This is a genomic window from Pseudoalteromonas sp. SCSIO 43101, from assembly GCF_023650775.1.
Lineage (GTDB): Bacteria > Pseudomonadota > Gammaproteobacteria > Enterobacterales > Alteromonadaceae > Pseudoalteromonas > Pseudoalteromonas apostichopi.
In genome coordinates this window covers 1,987,029-2,001,183 of record NZ_CP072673.1, presented here as the reverse complement: position 1 = coordinate 2,001,183, position 14,155 = coordinate 1,987,029, and the positions used below count along the sequence as shown (strand labels likewise).

Below are 14,155 nucleotides of genomic sequence, written 5' to 3'. Positions count from 1 at the left end.
CTCCTAAATTGTCTAGTTTGAACGATAATTAAATTGATTGTTTAGCAATAGCGAGGATTTTTCTTTTTGCAAAGAAAAAGTGACGGCGTTTACCGCCCATTTGTCGCCATAACACGGCACTACGAATTCCGGCCAATAATAAGGCGCGAATTTTGTTTTGCGTGAGCTGCTGTTTTAATAACTCTGGCTTGCCGTAAACTTGAATACGATGCCCAAGGGGGCTTAGCACCGACGAGTAAATATCAGCAAGCGCTGCTACTACAGTATCATCTGTGATAGCAAAATGGTCGAGGCGACGTTTAACGTCATCAATGCGACGACCTAATTCATTTAAGCTGCTTTGTTTTGCGCTCAAGGCACGTTCTAATTGCATTAAGCCACCTACATATTTTACGATTTCGACGTCTTTATCTGCGCCGGCAGAAAGCTGGGCAATCAAAATACGATAGCCTTCACGTAAATTATGTTTACCCTGATATACATCTTCAGGTGTATCAGGTGATGTTTCGACAATACAGCTTAATAACTTTTCTAATTCGTGATCACTGCCTTGGCCATATTGCGCAACTTTTTGTACTTGTTTGGCAACTTGGCACATGGCAGCTAAAGCCATGACTTGGTGCTCTGTCATTACTTAATCACCGAATCAATAATACCACCACCTAAGCAGACTTCATCAGCGTAGAATACGGCTGATTGACCAGGTGTAACCGCTTTTTGTGGCTCATCAAATAATACGCGAGCCATGCCATCTTCACCAACGAGTAATGTACAGCTGATGTCTTCTTGGCGATAACGAGTTTTAACAGTACAGCGCGTTGTACCTTTAGGGCCAACACGGTCAACCCAGTGTAGTTGATTTGCATTTAAGCCATTGCTGTATAGGCGAGGGTGGTCTTTACCTTGGCCAACAACTAGTACATTGCGTTCAATGTCTTTGTCTACAACATACCAAGGTTCACCCGAACCTTCTTTCATACCACCAATTAAGAGGCCTTTACGTTGACCTAAAGTGTGATACATCAAGCCTTCGTGCTCACCAACTTCATTGCCATCGGTATCTTCGATTTTACCTGGCTGTGCCGGTAAGAATTTTTGTAAGAAATCTTTGAATTTACGCTCACCGATAAAACAAATACCTGTACTGTCCTTTTTATCGTGAGTTATTAAATCTTGCTCTTCGGCAATACGGCGAACTTCAGGTTTAGCAATATCACCTACAGGGAAAAGCGTTTGTGCAATATGTTCATGGCTTAAAGTGTATAAGAAATAACTTTGATCTTTATTGTCATCAAGGCCACGACACATAACAAATTTATCACCCCGTTTTTCACGGCGCACATAGTGACCAGTAGCGATGTAATCAGCGCCGAGTGCTTGAGCTGCAAATTCTAAGAATGCTTTGAATTTAATTTCTTTATTACACATGATGTCTGGGTTAGGCGTACGGCCTGCTTTGTACTCTGCTAAGAAGTACTCAAAAACATTATCCCAGTATTCTGCTGCAAAATTTACAGTATGAAGCTCAATACCTAATTTATCACAGACTGCTTGTGCGTCTTTAAGGTCTTCAGCTGCAGCGCAATATTCATCATTATCATCTTCTTCCCAGTTTTTCATGAACAGGCCTTCAACTTGATAGCCTTGTTGCTTTAATAAATACGCTGATACAGAAGAATCCACACCGCCGGACATACCCACGATGACTTTAATGTGACTATTTTCGCTCATAATATTCGCTGTCATTTTTTAACTGCTATGGAAAGGCCGATATTATATACCCAAACCAGCCAAAATCACAGCCGTTATTGGTAAATCAAACTAAGTGGATAGGCTTTACCAGCTAAATGATCTTCAATGCATTTTAAAACGAGGGGGCTTCTCAGTGGTAGGCTTTTAATTTGTTCAAAACTAAACCAATCTGCGCTGAGAATATCATCATCCTGGGGGGAGGGTGCTATTAGTGTAGGGCAATTAAAAGCAAAACTAAAACGCATATAGTGAACGCCATTCGCGGCATGCAAATTATAAATGCCAACAAGGTGATTGGCATTAAGGCTAATGCCAGTTTCTTCAATAAGTTCGCGATGAGCTGCTTCTGCTAAGGTTTCATTGGCTTCTAAATGACCTGCTGGTTGGTTATAACAAATTTCACCTGTGTGCTTATCGCGCTCTTTAACAAGTAAATACTTGTCTTGACACCTGACGATTGCAGCAACTGTGACATTAGGTTTATGCATCGGGATTGTTCACGACTTTAAACTGGCCACTGTCCAAACCATCAAGAGTATAGTTACCAATGCTATATCTAATTAATCGCAAAGTAGGGAAACCAACATGGGCTGTCATACGGCGAACTTGGCGGTTTCTTCCTTCAGTGATGGATATTTCTAACCAGCTAGTTGGAATATTCTTTCGTTCGCGAACGGGCGGGGTACGTGGCCAAATTGCGGGTTCATTAATTCGCCTAACCTTGGCAGGCTTGGTCATGCCATCTTTAAGCTCTACGCCTTTGTTAAGCGCAAAGATAGCCTCATCAGTAACATCACCTTCTACTTGCACCCAATACGTTTTTGCTGTTTTTTTATTGGGTTCAGTGAGAGTGTGTTGTAATTTACCGCAGTTTGTAAGTAGCAACAGCCCTTCACTATCTCTGTCTAGGCGTCCTGCTGCATAAACGTCTTTAATAGTAATAAAGTCGGCAAGCGTTTTGCGGTTTTGATCATCAGTAAACTGGCAAAGCACATCAAATGGTTTGTTAAACAGTACGACTTTACGTTTCTCTGGGCTAATTGCTTTTTTTACTTCACGTTTTTGTATCGGCCTTGAGTATGTTCGGCCACTACTGCGACGTGGTTTACTTTTAGGTTTGTTTACCATTAAATGCACCTAGCTGGTTTAGGTAAACCTGCAATTTTAGTTGCTTGCTTAGCAGGACCTTTAGGGAAAAGTTTGTACAAGTACATGCTATTACCTTTTTCTTCACCAAGCTTTTGAGCCATAGCTTTGACCAACATACGAATAGCTGGGCTGGTGTTGTATTCAAGATAAAAATCACGCACAAAGTGCACAACTTCCCAGTGCTGTTCACTTAAAGTAATGTTCTCTTGTTCAGCAATGATAGGCGCTAGATCTTCACACCAATCATTTGAATCAAGTAAATAACCTTGTTTGTCTGTTTCTATTTGTTTGTTATTAAATTCAAGCATGGTTTACCAAGTAATTGTGTTCTGTGCATTTAAAGTCATTTCTACAAACTGTGTGTAGTCTATTACGATATCCTCTTTATTGAGTGAAATATCGCGAGCTGTAGTATCTTCTTCAAGTAAATATAGACAGGATGAGAACTGCTTAAATTGCATATTGTTATAACAAGCATCACTGACTAGTAGTACCTTATCCTGTGCAGTAATTAGATTAGCCAACATATTATTGCAATAGTGGGATAAGGGTTTCGAAAAAATATGCAATGTACTCATAACGTCACCACCTGATGCTGCTCTGTAATTAAGTCTCGCTGTTGCTCAAAGTTAGCTACTTTAACATCGATAATCAGACTATCTTCTGAAAGGTTAAAGTCCATTAACGACTTTTCACAGACATAAATGTTTTCAACATCGTATAACTCAAGGGTTTTAATGGTTTTAAAATAGTTTTTAATGCCAAGTTGCTCTGGCTGTTGATTTTTTTTCAGAGCTAATACTGCCTCACCACTAAGAAGCCAACTAATGTTTTGTTCGATAGCAGCAAAAATCAGTGTAGTGTCGAGTGATTCACGAATATGTTGATCATCAAATGGACTGTGTTGACTGATCACAAGAATGTTTTTCATTTAAACTGCACCCATTTATCAGCTTCACTTACTAACATTGCAAACTCAGCTAAGCCTGCAACTGTAAACACGCCTGTGTTATCAATATCTAACCCTCGTTTTTCTGCAGCAGTAACACAAAGAAGCAGAGGAACATCTTGCGAGTTTAATTCTTGCCATAAACGATTAATTGGTAACTCATCACTGGCAAGTTCTAAATGATTACTGGCGTGGAAAACACCTGCTTGATAAAGAAAGATAGCTGTAATTGAGTGACCAGAATCAAGACAAGCTTGCGCAAATTTAATTAGCCGTTGTGTCGTGTCATGATCGGTCGGCGCGGTATGAAGAGAAAGTACAAATTGTGCCAAAACGCATCCAATAAAAAAGCCCCTAGAAAGGGGCTATTTTAGCAGAACTATTTAATTAGTCATCACTTGCACCAAGTAGGTGTAGAAGTGACGTAAATAAATTATACACGTTCAGATATAAAGCAACTGTTGCGCGGATGTAATTTGTCTCACCGCCATTGATAATGCGGCTAGTGTCAAATAATATTAAACCAGACATAATCAATACAACTGCAGCGTTAATTACCATAAAGGTAATAGAGCTACCAATAAATAAATTTACTAAGCTTGCGATAATTACCACAATTAAGCCCACTGTTAAAAAACCACCCATAAATGAGAAATCTTTTTTAGTGGTTAGAGCGTAAGCTGATAAGCCGAAGAAGATTAAGGCTGTCGAACCTAGGGCTTGCATAATAAGCATAGGGCCATTTGGCATTGCAGCGTAGTAGTTAAGCATTGGACCAAGTCCTGCGCCCATCAAACCTGTGAAAACGAATACCCAGGCAACACCTGATGCACTGTCTGCCTTTTTGTTGACAACAAAAAGTACACCAAATGCAATCAAGCTAAATACTAACCCCATAAAATAAGGTAGATTCATTGCCATTGAAATACCCGCTGTTACTGCGCTAAATGCCAGTGTCATAGCTAGTAAGAAATAGGTATTCTTCAAAACTTTATTGGTTTCAATAGTCGACATTACTGGTCTAGCAGTATTGTACGATTGATTAAACGCCATTGTTAGAGCTCCTTTAAATGAACTTATACGTTCGTTAGTTCCAATTATTAAACTGAACTAAGCCTATCAAGAGTTATATATTTGGGCAAACTATTGTGGATCAATAGACAAGATAAATAATAGAAAAGTTCAAATCGATTATATTTTGAGTTTGATTGTGTTAATGCTGAACGATTTAGTTTTTTTTTAATCACTTAAACAGTTTTTTGAAAAAAAAGCTTCACAAACCCGGCTTCCTTATCTATTATGCACGCCGTCGGAGAGATGGCAGAGTGGTCGAATGCACCGGTCTTGAAAACCGGCAGGGGTTTGTAGCCCCTCTAGGGTTCAAATCCCTATCTCTCCACCATTATTTTTACTACTTGCGTAAGCGGGTAGGTTTTCGCATTCGGAGAGATGGCAGAGTGGTCGAATGCACCGGTCTTGAAAACCGGCAGGGGTTTGTAGCCCCTCTAGGGTTCAAATCCCTATCTCTCCACCATCATTGAAGCCGCTGAATTTATTCAGCGGCTTTTTTGTTTCTGCCGCTTTATTTCTTTGCCAAGCAAATTACGACTATTGTCGATATTTCGCATTTTCCCTAGTTAGTCCATGCTTAATACTTCTCGTATTATCTTTGTGGCATTAGGGAATTTATGAAACATCGTTTAGCAAAGAGTGTAGGACTTTCTTTATTATCGCCTGTGATCGTTGGTTGTATCTTAGGCCTTTATTATGCGTTTTCACTTGAAGGAAATGGCTTTAGTATTTTCTTTAACTTACTTGTCAGTGCAATAGCCAATGCACACATTGTAGGCTTAACTATGGCTGCATTTGTGGTACCTGGCTACCTGCTTATGTATAAGTATGCGAAAGTAAATTATTCAGGTGTGCTGACACTGGGTTTACTAGGTGGAGCTATCTTTAGTTACTTATTGAGTGCTACAACAGGTATGGCATTTGTAGTCAATGCTGTCATGTCTGCCCTTGCAGCAGGGCTGTTTTTATTTGGTTTAAGACAGGGCCTTACAGCACAATCTTCTCATCAATAGCAGAATAATTAATCAAGCTGAATGAAATTGAGGGCAAAATGTTTTTTTTTGCCCTCAAAAGGTTTCATTTGTCGTCTACAAAGAGTACCTTTAGCTACTGTATGTTTAATAAGAAGTAGTTTGGTATGCAAAAGCAAGATTTTTACCAGTCATTAGTTAAACAAACTGAATCGCTAATCACTGGTGAATCAAATATCATTGCCAACATGGCAAATATTAGTGCGCTGTTATTTACCTCACTAGAGGACGTAAATTGGGCGGGCTTTTATTTGATGGATTCACCTGAAGAATTAGTGCTAGGGCCGTTTCAAGGTAATCCTGCATGTATCCGTATTCCAGTAGGTAAAGGGGTATGTGGAACTGCCGCGCAAACACAACAAACACAACTCATTGAAGACGTGCATGCATTTGCTGGCCATATTGCCTGTGACGCTGCATCTAACTCAGAAGTAGTTGTGCCGATTTTCAAAGACGGTAAAGTATTTGCTGTACTTGATATCGATAGCCCAAGCATTGCGCGATTCGATTCTGATGATCAAGCTGGTTTAGAAGCATTGGTAAAGTGCTTTGAGGCAAATCTAAAATGAAAGATCTGCTAAATGTGCAAGATTACCTCTTTGCAATTGCTGATGTTGGTGATTGGGAAGGGGAAGAAGAAGTTGTTGCTGAAAGGCTCAACGACCTGATTCACATGGCTTGGGATCGTCTACCGGACGACCTTGACTGTGAATCAATTGATGAAATTATAAATGGTATTTGGGAACACCTTCGTGGTGATTTAGCGCTTATTGAAGCGGACTTCGAAGAGTTGACCGACTGGGTAACACACTATGTCGATTCATCACTTGATGAAAAGATGTAATAAAAGGTTCTAAGATGGAAACCACAAACAAGCTAAAAGATATTAATGAAGTACTGGATTTCTTATATCAAGAATTTCCACAATGTTTTAAACAAAAAGACGGTATTCAGCCGCTTAAAGTCGGTATCTTTAAAGATATTGCTGAGCGCATTGAAGGTTCTGAGAAGGTAAGTAAAACTCAGGTACGTCAAGCATTAAGAAAGTACACCTCAAACTGGCGCTATTTAGAAGCTGTGACAAAGTCTGAGTTCCGTATCGATCTTGATGGTAATCAAGACGAAAAAGTTGAACAAGAGCACATTGAGCACGCACAAAAAGCGTTAGAAGAAAGCCGCGCTAAAATGGCGAAGCGTAAGAAGCCGCAACGTCCACGTAAAGACGGTGACACAAAATCTTACAAAAAGAATACTGGCCACCACGCTAAATCAGGCGAAAAAGGCGCTAAAGTAAGTAATAAGCCAGCTAAAGCTGCTCCTGCAAAACGTTCAGGAAAAGTTGAACCTTTACCTGCCTCTGAGGTCAAGGTTAATAGCAAAGTTAAAGTTAAACTTGGCCAAGCACTTGTAAACGCAGTTATTACTGAAGTGAATAAAGATGAAGTTCACGTTGAGTTAGTAACAGGGATGCAAGTTAAGACCAAAGCAGACAGCCTGTATATCATTTAATAGCTGTAAAAAATAAAGGAGTTGTGTATGAGTAAAAAGTTTACGCTCATTCCGTTAGTCGCTGCCCTGTTTTCAGGTTCATTATTGGCATCTTCAGACAATTTGACTGAAAAAGATCTGCCAGTACTCAAGCAAGAAAGCCAACATAGTACGGCAAGCAAACGGGTGACAAACTTATTTACTCGTGCACATTACAAACCAATTAAATTTAACGATCAATTATCTGAAAAGGTTTTTGATCGATACATTGAATCTCTCGACTACAACAAAAATGTATTTTTAGCGTCTGATATTGCTTCTTTTGAGCAGTATAAAGATCAGTTTGATAATGCATTGTCGACAGGTAAATTGGGATTTGCCTTTGATATTTTTAACTTAAGCTTAAAACGTCGTTTTGAACGTTATGATTATTCTTTATCGCTGCTTGAAAACGAAATGAAGTTCGATAAAGAAGATGAGTATCTGTTCGACCGTGAAGACGCCAATTGGGCAACAAGCCAAGCTGAGCTTGATGAACTTTGGCGTCAACGAGTCAAGTACGATGCTTTACGATTAAAAATGACGGGTAAAGACTGGCAAGGCATTAAAGAAGTCTTGACCAAACGTTACCACAATGCGCAAAAACGCTTAGTGCAAACTAATAGTGAAGATGCTTTTCAAATCGTGATGAATTCATTCGCACGAAGCATTGAAGCGCATACCTCTTATTTATCACCTCGCCGTGCTGAGCAATTTAAGATGGACATGGATCTTGAATTAGAAGGCATTGGTGCTGTGCTTAGCTATGATGAAGACTATACAGTAATTCGTAGCTTAGTACCTGGTGGCCCGGCTGATAAGTCAGAACAAATTAAAGCAGATGACCGTATTATTGGTGTTGCCCAAGAAGGTGAAGAGTTTGTTGATGTGATTGGCTGGCGTTTAGATGACGTAGTTGATCTGATCAAAGGCCCAAAAGGGACAAAAGTTCGCCTGCAATACCTAAAAGGTGCAGATGCTCACGGTACACCTAAAGTAGTTGAAATCACTCGTGATAAGATCCGCTTAGAAGACCGCGCTGCAAAATCTGAAGTATTTGAAGCAAAATACTCTGACTTAACCAGCAAAATTGGTGTGATTGAAATCCCAGGTTTCTACAACAATTTATCGCAAGACGTTAAAATTGAAATTGCGAAATTAAAAGAAGCCAAAGTAGACGGTATTATCATTGATTTACGTCAAAATGGTGGGGGCTCACTCTACGAAGCGACTCAGCTATCTGGCTTATTCATCGATCAAGGTCCAGTAGTGCAAATTCATACGTTAAATAATCGTATTGAAGAGCAAAAAGACCGTGACGGCGTTACTTTTTATGATGGCCCACTCACTGTTTTAGTTGATCGTTACAGTGCATCAGCCTCAGAGATTTTTGCAGCAGCAATGCAAGATTATGGGCGTGCAATTGTGATTGGTGAACAAACATTTGGTAAGGGTACAGTACAGCAGCATAAACCCCTTGGCCGCGCCTATGACTTATACGATCACCCATTAGGTAGCGTGCAATATACAATCGCTAAGTTCTACCGTATCAATGGCGGAAGCACGCAGCACAAAGGTGTGATCCCAGATGTGTCATTCCCATCAGCAATTGAACCATCGGAGTGGGGCGAGAGCCAACAAGATAATGCCTTACCTTGGGATAGTATCATTCGTGCTAAATATAATTCAGTCGATAACTTGAAACCAGCTATTGCTTACGTTAATAAGCTTCATGATTCGCGAATTGCAGATGAGCCGGAGTTTGGTTATGTGTTTGATGACATTAAGCGCTACCAAGAAGAGAAAGACCGTAAAACTATCTCACTGGTTGAAGCGACGCGTTTAAAAGAGAAAGATGAAAGTGAAGAGCGTGCTTTAGAGCGTGCAAATGAACGATTAGTTCGCCTTGGTGAAAAGCCAGTAGAAAAGCTTGATGATTTACCTGATAGCCTTGATGAACTAGACCCTTTCTTAGAAGAGGCTGCATTAATCACGCAGGATTTTATTAAATATGGTCGTATTGCTAAGAAATAATTGGCAATTAAATAGCAATATTGATTAATAAAAAGGCGCTTAGGCGCCTTTTTTGCTACCTAAAACAGGTCAGGTTGTTATAATTGCAGGATATGGCTGCCCAAAAGCCACTGAAGTTTTGCGTCAAGCTTACAATAATAATTAAACACGCCACATAAGACGTGTAGGAGACTATCTTTTGAATTCAATTGAAGAGAAGCCAATTAAACAGGCCAGTTTTTTAGATGCCTTGATCCCAATTACTGTGCTCGTGTGCCTGCTAGGCGCCGCTGTTTATTTATTCGGTGATAATTCATCATCAGGTCCTAACCAAATCGCTTTATTATTCGCTACTTTTACTGCAGCATTAATTGGTTTAAAAAATGGTTATACCTGGAAAAAACTAGAACAAGCCATGATTGAAGGGATCACCTTATCACTCGGTGCAATCATCATTCTGCTAATGGTGGGTGCCTTAATTGGTACTTGGTTGTTATCGGGTACTGTACCAACTCTAATTTACTATGGGCTACAAATAATCAATCCTAGCTGGTTTTATGCGGCTAGCTGCTTAATTTGTGGCATTGTAGCTATGAGTATAGGCAGTTCTTGGACCACAGCGGCGACCATTGGTGTGGCGTTATTAGGTGTTGCAACAGGCCTAGGCCTTGAACAAGTTGTAACGGCGGGTGCGGTTATTTCTGGTGCCTACTTTGGTGATAAATTAAGCCCACTTTCTGAAACAACTAACTTAGCACCTGCTGTAGCTGGTGCTGATTTATTTGAGCATATCCATCATATGCTTTGGACAACAGTGCCAAGCTTCATCATTGCCTTAATCATTTTTATCTTTATGGGCTTTAATGCTGGAGGCTCAACAGAAGCAGGGCGTATTGATGAAATCGTTAATTTATTAGAGCAAAACTTTAATATCGGTTTTGAAATGCTAGTACCACTGGTTGTTTTATTGCTTTTAGCAATTCGTAAAATGCCGGCGTTCCCTGCAATATCGATTGGTGCGGTGTTAGGTGCGATTTGGGCTATGTTATTTCAGTCAGATTTAATTAACAGCCAAATTGATGCATCACAAGGCCATCTGATTGGCTATTTTAAGTTAGTTTGGACAACTTTCTTTGATGGTTTCAGTATTGACACTGGCGACGAAAAAATGGACTCATTATTAAGCGGTGGAGGTATGGCTGGCATGCTGACAACCACTTGGCTAATTATGACGGCCTTAATGTTTGGCGCAATCATGGAAAAAACCGGATTACTTGATATGTTCGTTAAGAGCATCTTAAAAATTGCTAAAAGCACTGGCTCTCTTATTACTGCAACTATTGCAACTTGTATTGGTACTAATGCAGTTGCAGCTGACCAATACATCGCAATTGTTGTTCCTGGTCGTATGTTTAAAGACGAATATGAAAAGCGAGGCTTAAAGCCGGTGAATCTCTCTCGTACGTTAGAAGATGGTGGCACAATTACTAGCCCTCTTATTCCTTGGAACACCTGTGGTGCCTATATGCAAAGTGTTTTACTAATCAATCCATTTGATTATGCCATGTACGCATTCTTTAATTTAATTAATCCACTATTAGCGATTGTTTATGCCTATTTGGGTATTAAAATTTTACGTATTACCCCAAAACACCTTAAACAACAAGCTAACGCTGAATAAACTATTTAGGCCCTGCTAAGCAGGGCCATTTGGAGTCAGTTATGTCTGCTACGAGTAAACCTCAAGCTCAATATTTAAAAGATTACCAAGCCCCACAATTCTCAATTCAACACATCGATTTACATTTTGAACTAGCGCCGTTAAAAACCTCAGTACAGTCAACAATGACAATCAATCGTACTGACGAAAGTAATGCTGATCTTTCTCTAGATGGTGTTGATTTAACACTAATTTCTGTGATGGTTGATGACAAAGCTTATAATGATTACACGCTCGAAGATGAAAAGCTGATCATTCATAATTTGCCTAAAAATTTTATACTTAAAATTGAGAACCAAATTGACCCGCAAACAAACACCTCATTAGAAGGATTGTACCTGTCAGGCGGTGCTTACTGTACGCAATGTGAAGCTGAAGGTTTTAGAAAGATTACCTATTACCTCGACCGACCAGATGTACTTGCCAGCTTTGATGTGACAATTATTGCCGACAAAAAGTACACTCATTTACTGTCTAATGGTAACCAAATTGAATCAGGTAACTTAGATGACGGACGTCACTTTGTAAAATGGCAAGACCCATTTAAAAAGCCAAGTTATTTATTTGCACTTGTTGCTGGTGATTTTGATGTGCTACGTGACCATTATACAACCCAGTCTGGTAGAAAAGTTGAATTAGCCTTGTTTGTGGATAAAGGCAACTTATCGAAAACGCCCCACGCGATGACGTCTTTAAAGAAGTCAATGCAATGGGACGAAGAGCGCTTTAACCTTGAATATGATTTAGACATTTACATGATTGTTGCCGTTGATTTCTTCAACATGGGTGCAATGGAAAATAAAGGTCTCAATATCTTTAATTCAAAATGTGTTTTAGCAAATCAAGAAACGGCCACCGACAAAGATTATCATACGATTGAGTCTATAGTTGGCCACGAGTACTTCCATAACTGGACAGGTAATCGAGTCACTTGCCGAGACTGGTTCCAATTGTCGTTGAAAGAAGGGTTAACGGTTTTCCGTGATCAAGAGTTTAGTAGTGACTTAGGCTCCCGTGCACTTAATCGTATTGATGCAGTTAAAGTTATGCGAACTCACCAATTCAGTGAAGATGCAGGGCCTATGGCGCACCCAATTCGACCTGAGAAAGTCATTGAAATGAATAATTTTTATACTGTGACTGTGTATGACAAAGGAGCTGAAGTTATCCGTATGATGCACACCTTACTGGGAGAAGAGAAGTTCCAGCTAGGTATGGCATTGTATTTCGAGCGCCATGACGGGCAAGCTGTTACCTGTGATGATTTTGTGGCTGCAATGAGTGATGCATCCGGTATTGATTTAACGCAATTTAAGCGATGGTACAGCCAAGCGGGTACACCAAAGCTCAATGTAGAACAAGTGTATAATGAACAAAATCAGACTTTTACATTGAGTATTGAACAATTCGCACCTGATAATCAGCCTAATAATGCCTTATTACACATACCGTTTGCTATTGAGCTTTTAGATAGTGAAGGGCAGTCGCTACCTCTTGTGATTGATAATCAGCCACAAGATTCGGTATTAAATGTTACTGAAAAAATGCAGAAATTTGTTTTTGAAGATATTACACAGCGCCCAGTAGCAGTGCTACTTGAAGATTTCTCAGCGCCATGCATTGTTAATCAAAATACGTCTGCAGCTGATCTGTTACATATTATGCGTTTTGCTCGCAGTGACTTTTCACGTTGGGATGCTCAGCAGCGTTTATTTACGAATGAAATGAAAGCGGCGATTGCCAGTGGTGAAGCTTGTTTATCTGATGATATCTTGTCGGCATTAAAGCTACTAGTTGATAATCGTGAAGGTGACCTCGCACTAATTGCGGAGCTGTTAAAACTGCCTAGCTACGATACTCTTGCTGCAGAATATGCCGTCATCCCTGTTGATGACATTATTGCTGTGCAAAATGCATTTGAATCGCAAATTGCCAACTTCCTAACAGAGTCATTGGTTAATTGTTATAACGCCCTTGATGACGATGGTTCAACATCCGCTACAGCCGTTGCCGTACGTGCTCTTAAGCAACTTTGTTTATACTATTTAGCGAAAACAAATCATAGCGAAGTTAGCAGCTTAATTAGAGAATCTGCAAACAGTAGCAATATGACCAACGCCCTTGCTGCATTAAGTGCTGTGGTTAAAGCAAACCATCCACTGTGTGACACACTGCTAAATGAGTTTGATGCTAAATGGCGTCATGATGTGCTTGTTATGGATAAATGGTTTGCCTTACAAGCAATGAAAGATTCAGCAACGAGTATCAACGATATTAAAGCACTCTATGATCATCCTAGTTTTGACTTGGGTAACCCTAACCGAGTGCGTGCTTTGGTTGGTAGCTTTAGTCACTTTAATATCACTCAGTTCCATCGTGCAGATGGAAAAGGGTATCAATTACTAGGTGATTTACTGGTTAAGCTTAATGATATTAACCCGCAAAATGCATCGCGCATGCTGACACCGTTTATGTCATGGAAACGCTATGATGAAAATCGTTCAGCGGCAATGAAAGCACAATTGCAACGCTTAGCTGATTTAGATGGTCTCAGTGATGATTTGTTTGAAAAAGTTGAGAAAGCTCTCGAAAGTTAATGAATGAGTATTACTTTGCCTTGTATCTGAGTTATTCAGAATGTCTTGATTACTATCATGGTAAATATAAATCTGTGCAAGTCACAGAGGATGGTGGCAAGACTGTTCGCTTTGATGCAAACCATTTACGCCCTTTTATTTCATCCTTAGGTATAAGAGGGCGCTTTAGGTTGACATTAACCGCTGAAAATCAGTTTTTAAAACTAGAGAAAATTAGTTAAAAAGCAGCTTTGGCTGCTTTTATTTTGTACTTTTTAATCACTAAAAAGTTAATTTTCACTGTCTACTATTTTCTAAATTTATTATATTTTTGTTAATTCGATTTGTTCTATTGTTAATTTACGTG

General features: G+C 39.7%; 17 protein-coding genes and 2 tRNA genes. 10 read left to right on the top strand and 9 right to left on the bottom strand.

Translation table 11 applies throughout. The features are described 5' to 3' along the window. Positions 1-28 precede the first annotated feature (28 nt). The 9 genes from hflD to J8Z25_RS09305 all read right to left on the bottom strand — a co-directional run bounded on the left by hflD (position 29) and on the right by J8Z25_RS09305 (position 4,903). On the bottom strand, positions 29-631 hold the full coding sequence (gene hflD / locus J8Z25_RS09345) for a high frequency lysogenization protein HflD (protein ID WP_130051383.1): 603 nt from the start codon (positions 629-631) through the stop codon (positions 29-31). Next, positions 631-1,731, bottom strand: a complete 1,101-nt coding sequence (mnmA, locus tag J8Z25_RS09340) for a tRNA 2-thiouridine(34) synthase MnmA (RefSeq protein WP_130052284.1) — start codon at positions 1,729-1,731, stop codon at positions 631-633. The genes hflD and mnmA overlap by 1 nt, the downstream gene beginning before the upstream one ends. A gap of 74 nt (positions 1,732-1,805) precedes the next feature. Continuing rightward, positions 1,806-2,240, bottom strand: a complete 435-nt coding sequence (locus tag J8Z25_RS09335; protein WP_130051384.1) for an NUDIX hydrolase — start codon at positions 2,238-2,240, stop codon at positions 1,806-1,808. Next, positions 2,233-2,880 (bottom strand): rRNA large subunit pseudouridine synthase E, encoded by a 648-nt coding sequence (locus J8Z25_RS09330; protein WP_130051385.1) that lies wholly within the window; start codon positions 2,878-2,880, stop codon positions 2,233-2,235. Before J8Z25_RS09330 ends, J8Z25_RS09335 begins: the two co-directional genes overlap by 8 nt. Beyond that, entirely contained in the window at positions 2,880-3,209 is a 330-nt protein-coding gene (locus tag J8Z25_RS09325; RefSeq protein ID WP_130051386.1) for a TusE/DsrC/DsvC family sulfur relay protein, read from the bottom strand. The genes J8Z25_RS09330 and J8Z25_RS09325 overlap by 1 nt, the downstream gene beginning before the upstream one ends. A 3-nt stretch (positions 3,210-3,212) precedes the next feature. Then, on the bottom strand, positions 3,213-3,479 hold the full coding sequence (gene tusB, locus J8Z25_RS09320; protein ID WP_130051387.1) for a sulfurtransferase complex subunit TusB: 267 nt from the start codon (positions 3,477-3,479) through the stop codon (positions 3,213-3,215). Further along, positions 3,476-3,832 (bottom strand): sulfurtransferase complex subunit TusC, encoded by a 357-nt coding sequence (tusC, locus tag J8Z25_RS09315; RefSeq protein ID WP_167657865.1) that lies wholly within the window; start codon positions 3,830-3,832, stop codon positions 3,476-3,478. Before tusC ends, tusB begins: the two co-directional genes overlap by 4 nt. Continuing rightward, positions 3,829-4,182, bottom strand: a complete 354-nt coding sequence (gene tusD, locus J8Z25_RS09310; RefSeq protein ID WP_167657866.1) for a sulfurtransferase complex subunit TusD — start codon at positions 4,180-4,182, stop codon at positions 3,829-3,831. The genes tusC and tusD overlap by 4 nt, the downstream gene beginning before the upstream one ends. 55 nt (positions 4,183-4,237) lie before the next feature. Next, positions 4,238-4,903: a Bax inhibitor-1/YccA family protein gene (locus J8Z25_RS09305; protein WP_062564480.1), complete on the bottom strand. Its 666-nt coding sequence runs from the start codon at positions 4,901-4,903 to the stop codon at positions 4,238-4,240. A 258-nt stretch (positions 4,904-5,161) separates the two neighbouring features. On the opposite strand from J8Z25_RS09305, the gene J8Z25_RS09300 reads away from it, so the two are divergent. From J8Z25_RS09300 to J8Z25_RS09255, 10 genes are all read left to right on the top strand, one after another. Beyond that, positions 5,162-5,252, top strand: a tRNA-Ser gene (locus J8Z25_RS09300). Between the two features lie 41 nt (positions 5,253-5,293). Beyond that, a tRNA-Ser gene (locus J8Z25_RS09295) sits at positions 5,294-5,384 on the top strand. Between the two features lie 154 nt (positions 5,385-5,538). After that, positions 5,539-5,934: a hypothetical protein gene (locus J8Z25_RS09290; RefSeq protein ID WP_130051390.1), complete on the top strand. Its 396-nt coding sequence runs from the start codon at positions 5,539-5,541 to the stop codon at positions 5,932-5,934. Positions 5,935-6,059: 125 nt separating this feature from the next. Next, on the top strand, positions 6,060-6,521 hold the full coding sequence (gene msrC / locus J8Z25_RS09285) for a free L-methionine (R)-S-oxide reductase MsrC (RefSeq protein ID WP_250660947.1): 462 nt from the start codon (positions 6,060-6,062) through the stop codon (positions 6,519-6,521). After that, on the top strand, positions 6,518-6,796 hold the full coding sequence (locus J8Z25_RS09280) for a hypothetical protein (RefSeq protein WP_063705577.1): 279 nt from the start codon (positions 6,518-6,520) through the stop codon (positions 6,794-6,796). The genes msrC and J8Z25_RS09280 overlap by 4 nt, the downstream gene beginning before the upstream one ends. A 14-nt stretch (positions 6,797-6,810) precedes the next feature. Beyond that, positions 6,811-7,461, top strand: coding sequence for an RNA chaperone ProQ (proQ, locus tag J8Z25_RS09275; protein ID WP_130051392.1), 651 nt, complete (start codon positions 6,811-6,813; stop codon positions 7,459-7,461). A gap of 27 nt (positions 7,462-7,488) precedes the next feature. Beyond that, positions 7,489-9,513: a carboxy terminal-processing peptidase gene (gene prc / locus J8Z25_RS09270; protein WP_130051393.1), complete on the top strand. Its 2,025-nt coding sequence runs from the start codon at positions 7,489-7,491 to the stop codon at positions 9,511-9,513. A gap of 178 nt (positions 9,514-9,691) precedes the next feature. Further along, complete coding sequence (nhaC, locus tag J8Z25_RS09265) at positions 9,692-11,173, top strand: Na+/H+ antiporter NhaC (protein ID WP_130051394.1); 1,482 nt, start codon at positions 9,692-9,694, stop codon at positions 11,171-11,173. A gap of 41 nt (positions 11,174-11,214) precedes the next feature. Beyond that, a complete protein-coding gene (pepN, locus tag J8Z25_RS09260; protein ID WP_250660946.1) occupies positions 11,215-13,809 on the top strand; it encodes an aminopeptidase N in 2,595 nt (864 codons plus the stop codon). Beyond that, positions 13,809-14,030 carry a DUF2835 domain-containing protein gene (locus tag J8Z25_RS09255; protein WP_167657594.1) on the top strand — a complete coding sequence of 74 codons (222 nt, stop codon included), beginning with the start codon at positions 13,809-13,811 and terminating at the stop codon, positions 14,028-14,030. The genes pepN and J8Z25_RS09255 overlap by 1 nt, the downstream gene beginning before the upstream one ends. The last annotated feature ends 125 nt before the right edge of the window (positions 14,031-14,155 follow it).

Bases quoted from the DNA above. Each gene is read 5' to 3' on its own strand.
- tusB (WP_130051387.1), bottom strand. From the start codon at position 3,479: ATGAGTACATTGCATATTTTTTCGAAACCCTTATCCCACTATTGCAAT.
- J8Z25_RS09280 (WP_063705577.1), top strand. From the start codon at position 6,518: ATGAAAGATCTGCTAAATGTGCAAGATTACCTCTTTGCAATTGCTGAT.
- pepN (WP_250660946.1), top strand. From the start codon at position 11,215: ATGTCTGCTACGAGTAAACCTCAAGCTCAATATTTAAAAGATTACCAA.
- hflD (WP_130051383.1), bottom strand. From the start codon at position 631: ATGACAGAGCACCAAGTCATGGCTTTAGCTGCCATGTGCCAAGTTGCC.
- J8Z25_RS09305 (WP_062564480.1), bottom strand. From the start codon at position 4,903: ATGGCGTTTAATCAATCGTACAATACTGCTAGACCAGTAATGTCGACT.
- mnmA (WP_130052284.1), bottom strand. From the start codon at position 1,731: ATGAGCGAAAATAGTCACATTAAAGTCATCGTGGGTATGTCCGGCGGT.
- J8Z25_RS09255 (WP_167657594.1), top strand. From the start codon at position 13,809: ATGAATGAGTATTACTTTGCCTTGTATCTGAGTTATTCAGAATGTCTT.
- tusC (WP_167657865.1), bottom strand. From the start codon at position 3,832: ATGAAAAACATTCTTGTGATCAGTCAACACAGTCCATTTGATGATCAA.
- msrC (WP_250660947.1), top strand. From the start codon at position 6,060: ATGCAAAAGCAAGATTTTTACCAGTCATTAGTTAAACAAACTGAATCG.
- J8Z25_RS09330 (WP_130051385.1), bottom strand. From the start codon at position 2,880: ATGGTAAACAAACCTAAAAGTAAACCACGTCGCAGTAGTGGCCGAACA.
- prc (WP_130051393.1), top strand. From the start codon at position 7,489: ATGAGTAAAAAGTTTACGCTCATTCCGTTAGTCGCTGCCCTGTTTTCA.
- J8Z25_RS09290 (WP_130051390.1), top strand. From the start codon at position 5,539: ATGAAACATCGTTTAGCAAAGAGTGTAGGACTTTCTTTATTATCGCCT.
- proQ (WP_130051392.1), top strand. From the start codon at position 6,811: ATGGAAACCACAAACAAGCTAAAAGATATTAATGAAGTACTGGATTTC.
- J8Z25_RS09335 (WP_130051384.1), bottom strand. From the start codon at position 2,240: ATGCATAAACCTAATGTCACAGTTGCTGCAATCGTCAGGTGTCAAGAC.
- J8Z25_RS09325 (WP_130051386.1), bottom strand. From the start codon at position 3,209: ATGCTTGAATTTAATAACAAACAAATAGAAACAGACAAACAAGGTTAT.